This window comes from Caulobacter sp. (genome assembly GCF_017744445.1).
Classification (GTDB): domain Bacteria; phylum Pseudomonadota; class Alphaproteobacteria; order Caulobacterales; family Caulobacteraceae; genus Caulobacter.
Genome location: NZ_JAGIBH010000004.1, coordinates 59121 through 74413, shown reverse-complemented (window position 1 = coordinate 74413; position 15293 = coordinate 59121). Strand labels below are relative to the sequence as shown.

Sequence of the window (15293 nt, the reverse complement as noted above, 5' to 3'; positions counted from 1 at the left end):
ATGGCCGCTTTCGCAGCGTGTGACTTAGAACCTTTGGCGTTCAACGCCTCAGGCGGAAACCTCGCTCTTAAGGCTCCAGGTCACCACTTGCGACCGCGGTTGGAGACAATGAGACACTAGATCACCTCCTTTCAATAGTTGAACAACACAGACAGCATATGGGTCTGTTTGCGCTCTTGAAAAGAGGGGATCGCACGCGACGCGAAGTCGCGGGTCAGATTGCCAAAAGCTTGAGCCCCACCAGGATGGCCGCCCACAGGACGAGGGCCGCGCCGACCGCGATGGGACGGTTGAAATTGAATCGACGGACGTTGGTGGCCGGGTCCGACGGACCATTCGGCGCCAGGTGAATGCGCGTGGGCATACCGCGTGAATCCTTCCCTAGTAGTCCCTCTGTCGGAGACCTGACTCGAACCGTATGATGAATCTTCGCCTATAGGAAGAATTCTTCACAAGGGCGCAGGTTGCATCGCTCGGGTTGCTGAAACGGGGAGGGATTCGCATGGCCAGCTGGGACCCGGATACCTACGCCCTCTATCGCCGATACCGGGAGCGGCCGGCGTTTGACCTGCTGACCGCCATTCCGCGCGATCTGGACCCGCTGGACATCTGGGACCTGGGTTGCGGCCTGGGCGAGCAGGCGGCGCTGCTGGCCGCGCGGCATCCGCAGGCGCGGGTGAGGGGGCTGGATAGCAGTCCCGATATGCTGGAGCGGGCCAAGGCCCTGCCCACGCGGGTCGAGTGGATCCTGGGCGATATCAAGGGCTTCGCGCCGGACGCGCCGACCGACCTGATCTTCAGCAACGCCGCCCTGCAGTGGGTGGACGACCACGCCGTGCTGATCCCGCGCCTGGCCGAGAGCCTGTCGTCGGGCGGCGTGCTGGCGGTGCAGATGCCGGTGGCCGATGGCCTGGGCTGGCGCGGGACGCTCACGGAGATCGCCGCTGAGGGGCCGTGGGCCAAGCATCTGACCGGCGTCGAGGGTGTGCGCCACGCCAATGCGCCGGAGGACTACTATGCCTGGCTGGCCCCGCTGTGCCCGGACGTGGACATCTGGACCACGACCTACCTGCACGCCCTGCACGGCCAGGACCCGATCGTCGACTGGACAATGGGCACGACCTTACGGCCCTATCTGGACGCCCTGCCTGACGAGGCCAAGACGCCGTTCCTGGACGCCTGGCGGGCGCGGCTGGCGCAGGACTATCCGCGCCGCGAGGACGGCGTGACGCTGTTTCCGTTCAAGCGGCTGTTCATCGTCGCGCGGAAGGGGTGAGGCCCGCGCGCTTCTCTGCCAGGCTGGGCCGGCGACGCAGTTCGGTGACGGGGCCATGCAGGCCCTCCAGCGCGAAGCTGGCGGCGACGTAGCCGGCGCGGACGGCAGGCTCGAAGGCGCGCCAGTCGCGGATGTCTATGCCCTCCAGCTTGGGCGTGATCAGCACGTCGGAAGCCTCGCGGGCGGCGGCGAGATCCCGGCCGGTGGTCACCGTGGCGGCGCGCATCAGCAGGGCCACGATCGGCGGGCCCTTGCGCCACTCGCCCGAGACGATCCAGCTCCAGATCGACGGCGGGCGATAGACGTCCTCGGCCGTGATGCTGCGGCCGCGGGTGACGTCGACCCCTACGATCGGCCCCAGCTGGAACGAGCGCATGACGTCGGCCGGGAAGTTCTTCATCACCGCCCCGTCGACCAGTACTGCGCCGTCCTCGGTGGCCGGCGGCAGGACGCCCGGCAGCGAGATCGAGGCCCGCAGCGCCGTCTGCAGGTCGCCCGTGCGATGCAGCTGGTAAGCGCCCGAGGTCAGGTTCGACGAGACGCAGAAGAACGGCAGCCACAGGTCGCTGATGTCGACCGTGCCGAAATGCTCGTCCAGGCGCGACTTGACCTTCTCGCCCCGGGTCATGGCGATCAGGGGGAAGGCGATGTCGTCCAGCGGGCTGGTGTCGACGAAGGCCTTGCGAATACGGGCTTCCAGCTCGCCGTCGTCCCAGCCCATGGCGATCCCGGCCGCCACGATCGCGCCCATCGAGGCGCCGCCGACGAAGTCGATCGGGATGCCGCGCTCGCGCATGGCCTGGATCGCGCCGATATGGGCATAGGCCCGCGCGCCGCCGCCCGACAGCACCAGGCCCACCGACTGTCCCGTCAGCACCCGCGCCAGCCGTTGCATGTCGGCCAGGCCGTTCTCGCGCAGATGGAAGAGGCGTGCGGCCTGGGTCGCCTCCACCCAGGCGGCTGAGCCACTGGGTCGCACGGCATTGGCCGACTGCAGCAGGATCAGGTCGACCAGCCGCTGGGCCTGCAACGGTCCCGAGGCGTAGCTGGGAATGCTGGCCGGCGGGGCGCGGTCGCCGCGCCCGATGCGGAACAGCCGGTCCACCTGGCGGCCGACCACGTGCTTCCACGCCGTCTCGTCGGCCTCGGCGACATAGAGGACGAAGTCGTGCTCGCGCTCGACATTGCTGAACCATTCGGTGGGCGCCAGCAGGGACTCGCCGCCCTCGACGGTGACCGAGTAGCCCAGGCTTTCGATGCAGCGGGCCAGGCGCTCGACGATCGGGCGGATGGCCGCGCCGGCCTCGACGGCGATGAAGCCGAACACCGACGGATCGCCGATCGCCGCGTGGGTCTGGGCCTGGCGGGCGCGGCGGATCATCAGCCGCGACAGCTCCAGCATCACGGTCGGATCTTCCTCGGCGGCGTCGAAGAAATCGTCGCGGGGCAGGGCCAGCACCTCGCTATCGCGCAGGGCCACCATGTTGGCCGAGTGGGCCGTGCCGCCGACCAGGGCCATCTCGCCGGCCGGCTCGCCGGGGCGGATCACGCCCAGGAACTGCGGCTCCTGGCCTTCTTCCCGACGGAAGGCGCCCAGGCGGCCGGTCTTCAGGAAATAGAGCTGGTTGGCGTCTTCGCCCGGCTCGAACAGCGTCGCCCCGCCAGGCAGGGAGAACCACGTGGCCACGCCGGTGCGCCGCTCGCGGGCGAACAGGCGCGCCAGGGCCGAGTCGTCGGGCAGGGGCGTTTCCACGGCGCGGACGCTAGCTTAAGGCGCAAGGCTTGACCACGGGGGGCGGCTTCAGGCGCAACTGTTGATCTCGAACTCGAAATGTCCGAGAACGGATTTGGCCCAGAATCTTTCTCTTCAGGGTCCAAAAAACTACGACTTCCGGGATAGGGTGGAAGAGGCTAAGCGTCGGTCATGCCGAAGTTGAACTCCGTTATCGACGCGTCCAGCGACGCTTTCGCCCGTAACGCGGCCCATAACCGCGCGTTGGCCGACGAGCTGCGCGCAAAGGTCGCGGAAGCCGCGCTCGGCGGTCCCGAAAGTTCGCGCGAGCGCCACGCTTCCCGCGGCAAGTTGCTGCCCCGCCAGCGCGTCGAGCGCCTGCTGGATCCCGGCTCGCCCTTCCTGGAGATCGGCCAGCTGGCAGCCTGCGACCTGTACGGTGGCGAGGCCCCCGGCGCGGGCATGATCTGCGGCGTCGGCCGGGTGTCGGGCCGCGAGGTGATGATCGTGGCCAACGACGCCACGGTGAAGGGCGGCGCCTACTTCCCGATGACGGTGAAGAAGCACCTGCGCGCCCAGGAGATCGCCGCTCAGAATCGCCTGCCGTGCGTCTATCTGGTCGACAGCGGCGGCGCGAACCTGCCGCACCAGGCCGAGGTCTTCCCCGATCGCGACCACTTCGGCCGCATCTTCTTCAATCAGGCCCGCATGAGCGCCGTGGGCATCCCGCAGATCGCCTGCGTCATGGGCTCGTGCACCGCCGGCGGGGCCTATGTCCCGGCGATGAGCGACGAGACCGTCATCGTCCGCAACCAGGGCACCATCTTCCTGGCCGGCCCGCCGCTTGTGAAGGCCGCCACGGGCGAGGTGATCAGCGCCGAGGAGCTGGGCGGGGCAGAGACCCACGGCCGCCGCTCGGGTGTCGTGGACCACGTGGCCGAGAACGACGAGCACGCGCTGGAGATCGTCCGCTCGATCGTCGCCAACCTCAACACCACCAAGCCCGACCAACTGGTCCTGACCGAGGCCGAGCCCCCGCTGTACGATCCCGAGGAGATCTACGGCATCGTCCCGACCGACGTCCGCGCGCCCTACGATGTGCGCGAGGTCATCGCCCGCATCGTCGACGGCAGCCAGTTCGACGAGTTCAAGGCGCTGTACGGCACGACCCTGGTCTGCGGCTTCGCCCGCATCTGGGGCCAGCCGGTGGCGATCCTGGCCAATAACGGCGTGCTGTTCAGCGAGAGCGCGCTGAAGGGCGCGCACTTCATCGAGCTGGCCTGCAAGCGCAAGATCCCGCTGATCTTCCTGCAGAACATCTCGGGCTTCATGGTCGGCGGCAAGTACGAGGCCGGCGGCATCGCCAAGGACGGCGCCAAGCTGGTCACGGCGGTGGCGAGCGCGGAAGTGCCCAAGTTCACCGTCCTGATCGGCGGCAGTTTCGGGGCCGGCAACTACGGCATGTGCGGCCGCGCCTACAGCCCGCGCTTCCTCTTCACCTGGCCCAATTCGCGGATTTCGGTGATGGGCGGCGAGCAGGCCGCCAGCGTGCTGGCCACCGTCCACCGCGACGCGGCCAAGTGGACGCCCGAGGAGGCGGAAGCCTTCAAGACGCCGATCCGCCAGCGCTACGAGGATGAGGGCAATCCGTACCACGCCACCGCGCGGCTCTGGGACGACGGCATCATTGATCCAGCTCAAACCCGTGACGTCCTGGGTCTGGCCATCTCGGCCTCGCTGAATGCGCCGATCCCGGAGACGACCTTCGGCGTTTTCCGGATGTAGCTTCAGGCCAGAAGAGGGCACGCCATGACCAACCCGATCGCCGACCCCATCGTCGAAGTGACCGACACCGACGCGATGACCCCGCTGGTCCACATCGACAGCACGCCCGACGGCGCGGTCACCGTGTGGATCAACCGGCCCGACAAGAAGAACGCCTTCAACGCCGAGACCATCGCCGGCCTGCGCGAGGCCTTTGAGACCCTGCACGGGGCCGAGGGCGTGCGGGTGGTGTTCCTGCGCGGCGTGGGCGGGGCGTTCAGCGCCGGCGCCGACCTGGAATGGATGGGCGCGGCCGTCGAGTGGGACGAGGACGACAACCGCGACGACGCCCTGGGCCTGGCGCATATGCTCAAGGCCCTGCACGACATCCCGGCTTTGACCGTGGCCATGGTCGAGGGGCCGGCCTTCGGCGGCGGCGCGGGCCTGGTGGCCGCCTGCGACCACGCCATCGCCCTGGTCGACGCCAAGTTCTCGTTCTCGGAAGTGAAGCTGGGCCTGACCCCGGCGACCATCAGCCCCTACGTGATCCAGGCCCTGGGCCCGCGCACGGCCAAGCTGCTGTTCGCCACCGGCCGAGTGTTCGACGCCGACGACGCCTGGGGCTACGGCCTGGTCGACGAGGTGTTCGAGGACGTCGCCAGCCTGGAAGTGGCCCGCGACGCCCTGATCGAGGAAATGGCCCCCTGCGCCCCCGGCGCGATCGGCGACGCCAAGGCTCTGGTCAACGACTTCGCTGGCCAGAAAATCGACAAGGGCCTGATCGAGGAGAGCGCCAAACGCATCGCCCGCCGCCGCGTGTCGGAAGAGGGACAAGAAGGCGTGCGCGCTTTCCTGGCTCGTCGTAAACCGTCCTGGGCTGAATAGACTCAATCAGGGGGCGTAGGGTGGTTACAGGCGTTGAACTGGAAGCGGCGGCGGCGGACTCGGCCGCCGGGCTGGTCGGGCATCGGAAAAAGCCGTTCAACCACAAGGGCGATCCCTGCAAGAACTGCGGGACGTCGCTCGAGGGCTGGTTCTGCCATGCCTGCGGCCAGAATGCCGACACCCATCACCGCTCGATCCTGCACCTGATCTGGGAGGCCATCGAGGGGATGTTCCACCTCGACGGTCGCCTGGCCAACACCCTGCCGCTACTGTTCTTCAAGCCGGGCAAGCTGGCCAAGGACTACATGGAAGGCCGGATCGTGCGGCACGTGCCGCCGTTCCGCACCTTCTTGGTCGCCCTGCTGCTGTTCATCTTCGCCGCCGAGCACGCCATCCACGGCATCCGCCACGAGCAGGAGCTCAAGGAGGAGAAGGAAGCCCAGGCGCTGATGACGCCGGCCGGCCGCAAGGCCAAGGCCGACGAGATCCGCAAGGAGGCGACGAGCGACCGCGCCGAGCGCCTGAAGGGCGCTGTCGAGGAGCGCGACGAGGGCCTGAAAGAAGAGGGCGCCGACAAGGCCAAGATCGCCGCCGAGTACGCCGACGACGTCAAGAAGGCCGAGGGCCGCTACGCCAAGGAGATGGCGGAAGCCGACGCCCTGCAGAACAATCCCAACGCGGGCCAGGAGGCGCTGGACCGGCTGCACAACCGCAGCGCCAATGCCGCCGCCCAGATCCAGGGTCTGGATTTCCAGAGCCCCGAGAAACTGGAGGCTGGCGCCAACAAGCTCGCCGAGGCCCAGATCGCCGGCCAGCATTTCAACGTCGTCGGGCCGGACGCCAAGCAGCAGGCTGAGATCAAGGCTCAGGTCGCCAAGCAGGATCATGCTTCGAGCGGCAAGCACGGCTCCAATGCCGAGGCGCTCGGCGGCTGGAAGGAAGGCCTGGCCAAGGCCGTCGCCAATCCGGACTATTTCCTGCTGCTGATGTTCGGCTGGGCCCACCGCCTGGCGGTGCTGCTGCTGCCGATCATGGGCCTGAGCCTGGCGCTCGTCTATGTGAACAAGCGCCAGTACTTCATCTACGACCACCTGCTGGTGGCCACGAACCTGCTGTCGTTCTCGTTCCTGACCTATGCCGTGCTGTTCGTCCTGCCGCACGGATTGCAGCCGGCCTTCCTGGCCATCCTGTCCTTCTGGATACCGATCAACCTCTTCCAGACGCTTCGCGGCGGCTACGGCTCGAGCATCTTTGGCGCCCTGATCAAGTCGTTCATCGTCTGGACGATCAGTACGACGGCGTTCGGCTTCCTGGTGCTCGGCCTGATGGTCTTCACCCTTTCCCAGATGTAGGTTCCGCCTTGATCTCCTCCGTCCTGATCGCCAACCGCGGCGAGATCGCCCGACGCATCATCCGCACCGCCCGTGAGCTGGGCGTGCGGACGATCGCCGTCTATTCGGAAGCCGACGCGAACGCCCCGTTCGTGCTGGAGGCCGATGCGGCGATCCTGATCGGTCCGGCGCCGGCGAAGGAGAGCTACCTGGATCCCAAGAAGATCCTGGCGGCGGCCAAGCAGATGGGCGCGGAAGCGATCCACCCTGGCTACGGCTTCCTGTCCGAGAACGCCGACTTCGCCCAGTCGGTGACGGACGCGGGCCTCGTCTGGATCGGTCCGCCGCCCTCGGCGATCCGCGCCATGGGCCTGAAGGACGCGGCCAAGAAGGTGATGATCGACGCCGGCGTGCCCACCACGCCGGGCTATCTGGGCGACGACCAGTCGGTCGAGCGCCTGACCGCCGAGGCCGCCAAGATCGGCTTCCCGGTGCTGATCAAGGCCGTGGCCGGTGGCGGCGGCAAGGGCATGCGCAAGGTCGACAAGGCGGAGGACTTCGAAGCCGCCCTGGGCTCGTGCCGCCGCGAGGCCGCCGCCAGCTTCGGCGACGACCGCGTGCTCTTGGAAAAGTACGTCACCCGCCCGCGCCACATCGAGGTGCAGGTGTTCGGCGACCAGCATGGCAACGTCGTCCACCTGTTCGAGCGCGACTGCTCGCTGCAACGCCGCCACCAGAAGGTCATCGAGGAGGCCCCGGCCCCCGGCATGGACGAGGCCACCCGCGCCGCCGTCTGCGCCGCCGCCGTGAAGGCCGCCCAGGCGGTGGGCTATGTCGGGGCCGGCACGGTCGAGTTCATCGCCGACGCTTCGGAAGGCCTGCGCGCCGACCGGATCTGGTTCATGGAGATGAACACCCGTCTCCAGGTCGAGCATCCGGTCACCGAGATGGTCACCGGCCAGGACCTGGTCGAGTGGCAGCTGCTGGTCGCCTCGGGCGAACCGCTGCCGCTGGAGCAGGACGAGATCATGCTGGACGGCTGGGCCATGGAGGCCCGCCTCTATGCCGAGAACCCCGCCACCGGCTTCCTGCCCTCGACGGGCAAGCTGAAGCACTTCCGCCTGCCGGAAGGCGATGTCCGCGTCGACAGCGCGGTGGAGGAGGGCGGCGAGGTCACGCCCTTCTACGACCCGATGATCGCCAAGCTGATCGCCCACGGCGTCGACCGGGAAGACGCCGCCCAGCGCCTGGCCGAGGCCTGCGCCCTGGTCGAGGTGTATCCCGTCAAGACCAACGCCGCCTTCCTGGCCAAGTGCGCCAGCCATCCGGACTTCGTCGACGGCGCCGTCGACACCGGCTTCATCGAGGCGCGGCTGGACGAGTTGGTCGAGCGCGGCTTCAGCGACGAGCCGGCCATGGCCGCGATCGGCTGGCGGCTGGACAGTTTCCTGGAGGCCGAGGCCCGCCGCGACCCGTGGGAAAGCGCACCGTCAAAGCTCTTGGGCTTCCGCATGAATGCCCCTCGCGCGCCGATGCATCTGCCGATGTCGGCGGACGGCAAGGCCATGCCGCTGCGGGTGGCCCTGCTGGGCGGTGGTTCCGAGGACTGGTCCTGGGACATCCGCCATGCGGATGGGTCCACCTTTGACGAGGTCACCCGCCTGCCGACCACCTATGGCAAGGGTCCGATCCAGGTGTTCGAGGGCGGCGACGTCCAGACCTTCGACTTCCAGGCCCAGGTCGGCGGAGCGGGCGAGGGCGCGGCCTCGGACGGCGCGATCCTGTCGCCGATGCCGGGCAAGATCGTCTCTGTCGCCGTTGAGGCCGGCCAGACGGTCAGCAAGGGCCAGACCCTGCTGACCCTGGAGGCCATGAAGATGGAGCACGCCCTGGCCGCGCCTTTCGACGGCGTGGTGGCTGACCTCACGGTTACCGCCGGCGGTCAGGTGAGTGAGGGCGTGGTGTTGGCCCGCCTTGAGCCCAGCGCCTAACGCGCCTTGCAGGTCATCGGCGCCATGCGGCCCACGGTGTAGGTGACCTCGTCGCCCTTGCCGCGGATCGAATGGGTCGGGGTCTCGTACCAAACGCCCGACGCGGACGGCTTCTGCGGCAGCACGACCGCGGCGCTGCCGTCCGAGCCGATGATGCTGGCCGTGTCCTCGGCATAGACCACGGTCAGGTCGGGGCCGCGATCACAAGCGTAGGTGACGCTTCGTCCTTCAGTCTTGGCGGTCGCTGGCGGCATGTCGGTGGCGCAGCCGGCGAGGAGCGTCGTCGCCAGCGCCAGCGCCAGGATGATCGTTTTCATTGGCGTTTTCTCCCGTTCCCCAGCCGCGCTTAGCATAACGCACGTTAGGCCTACGCCGACGTTCACCAATTTTGGAAATGATTAACCGCAAACCTTGGCCGTTCCTTAGGGCTTAGGCGCGATAACCATCCTCACAAGTTTGGTTCGGTTCCAGAAGGAATTAGGTGGGTATGAAACTCTCGATCGCTTTCGCCGCGGGTATCGCTGGCAGCTTCTTCGTCGCTCAAGCCGCTTCGGCCGCCGGTGGTTTCGAAGACCAGATGGGCCGCTGCCTGCAGCAGTTCGCCAACACCCGTGACGCCGCTCAGGTGATGCTGGAATGCAATGCCGCCGACGGCAAGCTGTCGGACTGCAAGGTCGTCGACAACAGCGCTGGCGGTAAGGGTTTCGACAAGGCCGCCATGTGCATCGCCGAGAAGCTGCCGATGGGCGCCAAGACCGGTTCGGTGAAGGTTCCCTTCCGCTTCCCGGGCGGCGCGTAAGCTTCAACGCTTAGCGTCACTCTCAAGGCCCCCGCCGGTTCGCCGGCGGGGGCTTTTGCGTTTCTAGATCAGGGTTCGTTGCGCCGGTTCTGCCGGGGCCGGCTCCAGCGTCTCGCCGCGACGGCGCAGCTCGGTCTCGGCGCTGAAGCGCAGGGCCGCGTCGCGGTCGCGGGCGAAGGCGCGCAAGGCCTCGTCGTCCAGGCGCCGCCACGGCTTGCCTCGGTCCGGTCCCGTGGGCACGCGCGGCAGCAGGCCGGGCTCGGCGCTCCAGGCCAGCAGTTGCGCCAGCGAAGCTTCGTTCAGCATGTCGCGCAGGTGGTGGGCCGTGACGTAGGCGTCGGGCAGGGCGCGGTGCGCTGGCAGGCCCAGTTCATGGACCAAACCCTCGGGCATGCGCTGGTAGCGCAGCATCTGGTTGGAGAAGCTTTGCAGGTGCGGCCACAGCCGCAGGGCGCATTTCCAGGTGCAAATCCAGGCCGCGCCGCCGGTGTGCCGAGGCGTGCAATAGCGCTGCTCGAAGGCGGCCCGGTGCGCGGCAAGGGCCAGGACGCCGTCTTCGGGCTTCAGCACGCCGGGCGCGACATCCCGCCAGAACGGCGCGCCAGCGACCTCGCTGTCGAGAATGTGGTGCACCGCCATGGTGTCGGCCGGGATGGGATGACCTGGATTGACCAGCCGCGCGCCGCGTTCGTCGTCGAGCCGCCAGACGCCGTCGGCGTCTTGCACGACATCCTGCCAGCCGATCTCGCAGACATCATTGGGACCGGAGCCTGCGGTCTCGAGATCGATGACGCGGACACGGGGAAGGGACATGCAAGGATAATGGGCCCGGATCGTCCGCGATCCAACATATCGCCCAAAACAGAACCGCCGCTGCGGACGGCCCCCCACAAGGCGTCCGTAACGGCGGTGTCGGGCTCTGAAGCCCCCTCGCGCCCCCACAGTAACGCGATGGGTCACAGTGGATAACGCTGTCATGCGGACGTCGACGGGTTTCACCCATTGGGCGAACCTGTTGGGGGCGAACCTGTTGCCTTGCCAAGCCGGCGCGCTATTTACCGCCCATGGCGTTGCACATCATCAAGCTGGTCGTCGGCTGCGAAACGATCGACGATCTCCTGGCCTGGCACCAGGACAAGAGCCAGCCGTGGGTCATGCATACCCGCATGACGCCCAAGCGGATCGACGAGGTCCTGGACGGCGGTTCGCTGTACCGGGTGTTCAAGGGCCAGATCCTGTGCCGCCAGACGATCCTGGCCATCGACACGATCGGCGAGGGCGCGGCCTCGCGCTGCGAGGTGACGGTGGATCCGCCGATCATCCGCGTGGCGCCGCAGCCGCGCCGGGCCTTCCAGGGCTGGCGCTATCTCAAGCCCGAGGACGCGCCGCCGGACCTGACACAGAGCGAAGCCGCCGACCTGCCGCCCGATCTGGCGCGCCAGTTGCGCGAGTTGGGCGCCTGGTAGAAAACTTTCGCGCGAATAATTAGGATTTCCGCAACCGACGCGGGTGTCATCTCGTCGCAGGGGACTGTGGAGGGATGACGATGAAAGCCGGTTTCGCCGCCCTAGGCGTGGGAATGCTGTTCGTGGGCCTGATCACTGGGCTGCTTATTGCCCTCAGGCCGATCTAATCAGCCGATGGCCATGTTGTCGATGAGCCGCGTCTTGCCCAGCCATGCGGCGACCAGGATGCGGCCTTCGGCATCGCCGATCGGGCCGGAACCCAGGCGCGACAGGTCGCTGGCCTCGCGCACTTCCACATAGTCGACCTGACCAAAGCCGGCCGCCTTCAAGGCGGCCGTCGCTTTTTGTTCGGCCTCGTCGATGCGGCCCCCGGCGGCGACCTCGGCCGCGGCGGCCTTCATGGCCGTGGGCAGGGCCACGGCGGCGGCGCGCTCATCCGCTGACAGGTAGGCGTTGCGCGAGGACAGGGCCAAGCCGTCCTCGGCCCGGGCGGTCGGGGCGCCGATGATCTCGATGGGGATGTCCAGGTCGCGGGCCATGCGCTTGACCACCTGCAGCTGCTGGTAGTCCTTCTCGCCGAAGACAGCGACGTCGGCCTGGCTCTGGATGAACAGCTTGGCCACCACGGTCGCCACGCCGCCGAAGAACTGCGGCCGCGCCGCGCCTTCCAGCGGTTCGGACACGCCCGAGACGCTGATCGCGGTGGCGAAGCCGGGGGCGTACATCTCCGCGCCGTTGGGGGCGAACAGCAGGTCACAGCCGACGCTGGCCAGCTTCTTGACATCGACGGCCTCGCCGCGCGGATAGGCGTCGAAGTCCTCGTGCGGGGCGAACTGCTTGGGATTGACGAAGATCGTGGCGACCACCCGGTCGGCGTTCTGTTGGGCGATCTTGATCAGGGACAGGTGACCCTCGTGCAGGGCGCCCATGGTCGGGACCAGCGCCACGCGCTGGCCGGCGGCCTTCCAGGCGCGCACGTGCTCGCGCATCTCGGCGACGGTGCGGACGATGGTCGGGCTGCTCATTCTTGACGCTCCAGGCGGACAGGCCCGGCTTATGACCTCGCGGTTGCGGAAGGTCCACTATCCCCTGCGGGAACATGCAACCAAAGGTGCGACAATTAAGCCTGTGGATTGAACCGGTTGACCGGATGGGGCGCTGGTAACATCGTGTTAACCTTCAGTCCAAGGCCGTGCGAGTCGCGGCGCATCAAGGATCGAACCATGGCCGAAACGCGCGTCATCGTCGTCGGCAACGAAAAGGGCGGGGCCGGCAAGTCGACCATCGCCGTGCACCTCGTCACGGCGCTGCTGTACGGCGGCGCCAAGGTCGCCGTCATCGACCTGGACCTGCGCCAGCGCACGTCGGGCCGCTTCTTCGAGAACCGCATCGCCTGGACGGCCAGCAAGAAGCTGGACCTGCCCATGCCGCTGTCGCTGACCCTCAGCGACAACGACATCGCCCTGGCCGAGAAGTCGGAAGAAGAGCAGGTCGCGGGCTTCGAGGCCGCCTTCGCCAAGGGCTTGGCCGAGTGCGACTTCGTGCTGATCGACACCCCCGGCGGCGACAGCGCCATCACCCGCCTGGCCCACGGCCGCGCGGACCTGGTGGTCACGCCGATGAACGACAGCTTCGTCGACTTCGACATGCTGGGCACCGTCGATCCGGTGACCCTGGAGCTGACCAAGCCCAGCCTGTATTCGCTGACCGTCTGGGAAGGCCGCAAGCAGCGCGCCCTGTCGGGCCAGCGCCAGGCCATGGACTGGGTGGTGCTGCGCAACCGTCTGGCCACCACCGAGGCCCGGAACCGCAAGCGTCTGGAGGACCGTCTGACGGCCCTGGCCAAGCGCGTCGGCTTCCGCATCGGCCCCGGCCTGCGCGACCGCGTCATCTATCGTGAGCTGTTCCCGTTCGGCCTGACCATCGCCGACCTGTCGCCGCAGGTGCGCCCCGTTCCGGTGTCGCTGCAGCATCTGGCCGCCCGCCAGGAACTGCGCGCCCTGATGCACAGCCTGGGCCTGTCGGCCTATTCGGGCGAGACGCTTCTGGCGGCGCAGTAGTCCAGCGGCTACATGATTGATAGCGGGCGGCGGGGGCGACCTTGCCGCCCGTTTTTCGTTTCGGAGCTCCGATGCTGTACCTGCTGCTGGGCGCGGCCATCCTCGTCTTTCTGCTCTGGCCCAAGGGCCGGTCGTTCCTGAACGGCGACGGCTGGCGGGTGGGGGCGGGCGCGGCCTCGATCGCCGCCTTCGCCGGGGCGGCCTACGCCACGATCCGCGGCGCGTGGGGCACCGGCATCGTGCTGGGCGTCATCGGCCTGTGGAGCGTCACCGAGGCCCGTCGCCGGCCGGTGATCCGCCGCGAGATGGTCCAGCCGCCCAAGCCGGGGCTCAGCCTCTCGGAGGCCCGCGCCATCCTGGGCGTCGGCCCAGAAGCGACCCTGGCCGAGGTCAAGGCGGCCTATACGCGCCTGATCCAGATGGCCCACCCGGACAAGGGCGGCACCGAAGGCCTGGCCGCCCAGCTGAATGCCGCGCGGGATCGTTTGATCAAGCGCCGCAGCTGAGCTAGGAGAGGGGCAATGATCAATCGCGAACGCTTCTGGCGCCGCCGTTCGTCCGGCCCGACCTGCTCGGTATGACGCTCTGACCTTGGTTCAGAGCGAGCCACTGCACGTGGCTCAAAGACGTCATCTAGTTCGGACTTTGATCACCCCATGACTATCCAAACGACCGACCGCGCCGCCAATTGGGCCGCGCGCTACAGCGATCGCATGAGCCGCGTCCGCGCCAGCGAGATCCGCGAGCTGCTCAAGCTGCTGGACCAGCCCGACATCCTGTCATTCGCCGGCGGCATCCCCGATCCTGGCCTCTTTCCCGCCGAGCAGATCCAGGCCGGCTACGACGCCATCCTGGGTGACGCGGCCCTGTCGCGGCAGGCCCTGCAATACTCGGTCAGCGAAGGCTATCTGCCGCTGCGCCAGTGGATCGCCGAGCGCATGACCCGCGACGGCATGCCGTGCGAACCGCACAACATCATGCTGACCGCCGGTTCGCAGCAGGCGCTGGATCTGATCGGCAAGCTGTTCGTCAGCCCCGATGACACGGTCGTGGTGGCCCGCCCGACCTATCTGGGGGCGCTGCAGGCCTTCAACGGTTACCAGCCGGCCTATCGCGATCTGCCGGAAGGCGCGCTGGCCGATCCCGCGAGCGCCGACCTACCGCACGGCGCGCTCGGTTATTTCGTGCCCGACTTCGCCAACCCCACCGGCGTCAGCCTGACCCTGGAAGAGCGCGAGGGCGTGCTGGCTTTGGCTGAGCGCTTGGACTGGGCCCTGGTCGAGGACGCCGCCTATCGCGAGCTGCGCTTCCAGGGCGAACCCGCGCCGACCCTGCTGGGCCTCGACATCGCCCAGTCCGACGGCATCGACAACGCCCGCACCCTGTTCCTGGGCACCCTGTCCAAGACCCTGTCGCCGGCGCTGCGCATCGGCTGGGTCTGTGGGCCCAAGGCGGTGATCGAGAAGCTGGTGCTGCTGAAGCAGGGCGCCGACCTGCACGTCTCGACGATCAACCAGATGGTCGCCCACCGCGCCGTCTCGGAGGGCTATGACCAGCACCTGCACCGCCTGCGCGGCGCTTACGGCGCCAAGGCGCGAGTGATGCTGGCGGCGCTGGAACGGGTGATGCCGGAAGGCGTGACCTGGTCGCGGCCCGAGGGCGGCATGTTCGTCTGGATTGACCTGCCGGAAGGCGTCGACGGCGCGGCCCTGCTGGCCCGGGCCATCGAGGAGGAGCGCGTGGCCTTCGTGCCCGGCGCGCCGTTCTATGCCGAGGTCCAGAAGGCCAATGCCATCCGCCTCAGCTACTCCTTGCCGACCGACGCCCAGATCGAAGAGGGCGTCGCGCGGATCGCGCGGCTGATCCGGAAGGTGATGGCGGAGGCCAAATAAAACGCGTCATCCCGGCCGCAGCGAAGCGGAGAGCCGGGACCCAGGGGGAATCGCAGTGCGTCGGCCCCTGGGTCCCGGATCGGCTACGCCTTCCGGG

General features: G+C 68.0%; 18 protein-coding genes and 1 pseudogene. 13 read left to right on the top strand and 6 right to left on the bottom strand.

What is annotated here, in order from left to right; translation table 11 throughout:
- Window positions 1–48: 48 nt before the first annotated feature.
- Both J7528_RS07100 and J7528_RS07095 read right to left on the bottom strand, forming a co-directional pair.
- Complete coding sequence (locus J7528_RS07100; RefSeq protein ID WP_291872740.1) at window positions 49–135, bottom strand: hypothetical protein; 87 nt, start codon at window positions 133–135, stop codon at window positions 49–51.
- 79 nt (window positions 136–214) lie between these two features.
- Complete coding sequence (locus J7528_RS07095; protein ID WP_291872763.1) at window positions 215–364, bottom strand: hypothetical protein; 150 nt, start codon at window positions 362–364, stop codon at window positions 215–217.
- Window positions 365–502: 138 nt separating this feature from the next.
- Here J7528_RS07095 and J7528_RS07090 point away from each other — a divergent pair, with 138 nt between their 5' ends.
- Window positions 503–1276 (top strand): methyltransferase domain-containing protein, encoded by a 774-nt coding sequence (locus J7528_RS07090; protein ID WP_291872242.1) that lies wholly within the window; start codon window positions 503–505, stop codon window positions 1274–1276.
- On the opposite strand, the gene J7528_RS07085 is transcribed toward J7528_RS07090, so the two are convergent.
- Entirely contained in the window at window positions 1254–3029 is a 1776-nt protein-coding gene (locus J7528_RS07085; RefSeq protein ID WP_291872241.1) for a patatin-like phospholipase family protein, read from the bottom strand. The two genes, J7528_RS07090 and J7528_RS07085, sit on opposite strands and share 23 nt — an antisense overlap.
- 171 nt (window positions 3030–3200) lie before the next feature.
- On the opposite strand from J7528_RS07085, the gene J7528_RS07080 reads away from it, so the two are divergent.
- From J7528_RS07080 to J7528_RS07065, 4 genes are read left to right on the top strand one after another with little or no spacing between them, the layout of a single operon-like run.
- A complete protein-coding gene (locus J7528_RS07080; protein ID WP_291872239.1) occupies window positions 3201–4793 on the top strand; it encodes a carboxyl transferase domain-containing protein in 1593 nt (530 codons plus the stop codon).
- A gap of 24 nt (window positions 4794–4817) precedes the next feature.
- Window positions 4818–5657 (top strand): enoyl-CoA hydratase-related protein, encoded by an 840-nt coding sequence (locus J7528_RS07075; protein ID WP_291872237.1) that lies wholly within the window; start codon window positions 4818–4820, stop codon window positions 5655–5657.
- Window positions 5658–5677: 20 nt separating this feature from the next.
- The gene (locus J7528_RS07070) at window positions 5678–7009 is read left to right on the top strand and encodes a DUF3667 domain-containing protein (RefSeq protein WP_291872235.1); all 1332 of its coding nucleotides are present in this window, start codon (window positions 5678–5680) and stop codon (window positions 7007–7009) included.
- An 8-nt stretch (window positions 7010–7017) separates the two neighbouring features.
- Window positions 7018–8979 carry an acetyl/propionyl/methylcrotonyl-CoA carboxylase subunit alpha gene (locus tag J7528_RS07065; protein ID WP_291872233.1) on the top strand — a complete coding sequence of 654 codons (1962 nt, stop codon included), beginning with the start codon at window positions 7018–7020 and terminating at the stop codon, window positions 8977–8979.
- On the opposite strand, the gene J7528_RS07060 is transcribed toward J7528_RS07065, so the two are convergent.
- Window positions 8976–9296: an MliC family protein gene (locus J7528_RS07060; protein WP_291872231.1), complete on the bottom strand. Its 321-nt coding sequence runs from the start codon at window positions 9294–9296 to the stop codon at window positions 8976–8978. The genes J7528_RS07065 and J7528_RS07060 overlap by 4 nt on opposite strands.
- A gap of 170 nt (window positions 9297–9466) precedes the next feature.
- Between J7528_RS07060 and J7528_RS07055 the strand changes: the two genes are divergently transcribed.
- Window positions 9467–9778: an energy transducer TonB gene (locus J7528_RS07055; RefSeq protein ID WP_291872229.1), complete on the top strand. Its 312-nt coding sequence runs from the start codon at window positions 9467–9469 to the stop codon at window positions 9776–9778.
- A gap of 63 nt (window positions 9779–9841) precedes the next feature.
- Here J7528_RS07055 and J7528_RS07050 read toward each other — a convergent pair whose 3' ends face one another.
- Window positions 9842–10591 carry a DNA polymerase III subunit epsilon gene (locus J7528_RS07050; RefSeq protein ID WP_291872227.1) on the bottom strand — a complete coding sequence of 250 codons (750 nt, stop codon included), beginning with the start codon at window positions 10589–10591 and terminating at the stop codon, window positions 9842–9844.
- Between the two features lie 251 nt (window positions 10592–10842).
- Here J7528_RS07050 and J7528_RS07045 point away from each other — a divergent pair, with 251 nt between their 5' ends.
- Both J7528_RS07045 and J7528_RS07040 read left to right on the top strand, forming a co-directional pair.
- Window positions 10843–11244, top strand: coding sequence for a DUF1489 family protein (locus J7528_RS07045; protein WP_291872226.1), 402 nt, complete (start codon window positions 10843–10845; stop codon window positions 11242–11244).
- An 80-nt stretch (window positions 11245–11324) separates the two neighbouring features.
- Window positions 11325–11411 carry a hypothetical protein gene (locus J7528_RS07040; protein WP_291872738.1) on the top strand — a complete coding sequence of 29 codons (87 nt, stop codon included), beginning with the start codon at window positions 11325–11327 and terminating at the stop codon, window positions 11409–11411.
- On the opposite strand, the gene panC is transcribed toward J7528_RS07040, so the two are convergent.
- The gene (panC, locus tag J7528_RS07035) at window positions 11412–12269 is read right to left on the bottom strand and encodes a pantoate--beta-alanine ligase (protein ID WP_291872225.1); all 858 of its coding nucleotides are present in this window, start codon (window positions 12267–12269) and stop codon (window positions 11412–11414) included. It abuts the gene before it with no gap.
- Window positions 12270–12467: 198 nt separating this feature from the next.
- Between panC and J7528_RS07030 the strand changes: the two genes are divergently transcribed.
- The 5 genes and pseudogenes from J7528_RS07030 to J7528_RS07010 all read left to right on the top strand — a co-directional run.
- Entirely contained in the window at window positions 12468–13304 is an 837-nt protein-coding gene (locus J7528_RS07030) for a division plane positioning ATPase MipZ (RefSeq protein WP_291872223.1), read from the top strand.
- 71 nt (window positions 13305–13375) lie between these two features.
- A complete protein-coding gene (locus J7528_RS07025) occupies window positions 13376–13810 on the top strand; it encodes a DnaJ domain-containing protein (protein ID WP_291872222.1) in 435 nt (144 codons plus the stop codon).
- A gap of 15 nt (window positions 13811–13825) precedes the next feature.
- The gene (locus J7528_RS07020; RefSeq protein ID WP_106907314.1) at window positions 13826–13885 is read left to right on the top strand and encodes a hypothetical protein; all 60 of its coding nucleotides are present in this window, start codon (window positions 13826–13828) and stop codon (window positions 13883–13885) included.
- A 75-nt stretch (window positions 13886–13960) separates the two neighbouring features.
- Entirely contained in the window at window positions 13961–15196 is a 1236-nt protein-coding gene (locus tag J7528_RS07015) for a PLP-dependent aminotransferase family protein (protein WP_291872221.1), read from the top strand.
- A gap of 7 nt (window positions 15197–15203) precedes the next feature.
- Window positions 15204–15281, top strand: a pseudogene (locus J7528_RS07010) (hypothetical protein); the annotation flags it as partial.
- Window positions 15282–15293: the final 12 nt, after the last annotated feature.

Excerpts from the sequence above, each read along its gene's own strand:
- J7528_RS07095 (WP_291872763.1), bottom strand. The coding sequence starts at position 364 with ATGCCCACGCGCATTCACCTGGCGCCGAATGGTCCGTCGGACCCGGCC.
- J7528_RS07090 (WP_291872242.1), top strand. The coding sequence starts at position 503 with ATGGCCAGCTGGGACCCGGATACCTACGCCCTCTATCGCCGATACCGG.
- J7528_RS07080 (WP_291872239.1), top strand. The coding sequence starts at position 3,201 with ATGCCGAAGTTGAACTCCGTTATCGACGCGTCCAGCGACGCTTTCGCC.
- J7528_RS07075 (WP_291872237.1), top strand. The coding sequence starts at position 4,818 with ATGACCAACCCGATCGCCGACCCCATCGTCGAAGTGACCGACACCGAC.
- J7528_RS07060 (WP_291872231.1), bottom strand. The coding sequence starts at position 9,296 with ATGAAAACGATCATCCTGGCGCTGGCGCTGGCGACGACGCTCCTCGCC.
- J7528_RS07055 (WP_291872229.1), top strand. The coding sequence starts at position 9,467 with ATGAAACTCTCGATCGCTTTCGCCGCGGGTATCGCTGGCAGCTTCTTC.
- J7528_RS07050 (WP_291872227.1), bottom strand. The coding sequence starts at position 10,591 with ATGTCCCTTCCCCGTGTCCGCGTCATCGATCTCGAGACCGCAGGCTCC.
- J7528_RS07045 (WP_291872226.1), top strand. The coding sequence starts at position 10,843 with ATGGCGTTGCACATCATCAAGCTGGTCGTCGGCTGCGAAACGATCGAC.
- J7528_RS07040 (WP_291872738.1), top strand. The coding sequence starts at position 11,325 with ATGAAAGCCGGTTTCGCCGCCCTAGGCGTGGGAATGCTGTTCGTGGGC.
- panC (WP_291872225.1), bottom strand. The coding sequence starts at position 12,269 with ATGAGCAGCCCGACCATCGTCCGCACCGTCGCCGAGATGCGCGAGCAC.
- J7528_RS07030 (WP_291872223.1), top strand. The coding sequence starts at position 12,468 with ATGGCCGAAACGCGCGTCATCGTCGTCGGCAACGAAAAGGGCGGGGCC.
- J7528_RS07025 (WP_291872222.1), top strand. The coding sequence starts at position 13,376 with ATGCTGTACCTGCTGCTGGGCGCGGCCATCCTCGTCTTTCTGCTCTGG.
- J7528_RS07015 (WP_291872221.1), top strand. The coding sequence starts at position 13,961 with ATGACTATCCAAACGACCGACCGCGCCGCCAATTGGGCCGCGCGCTAC.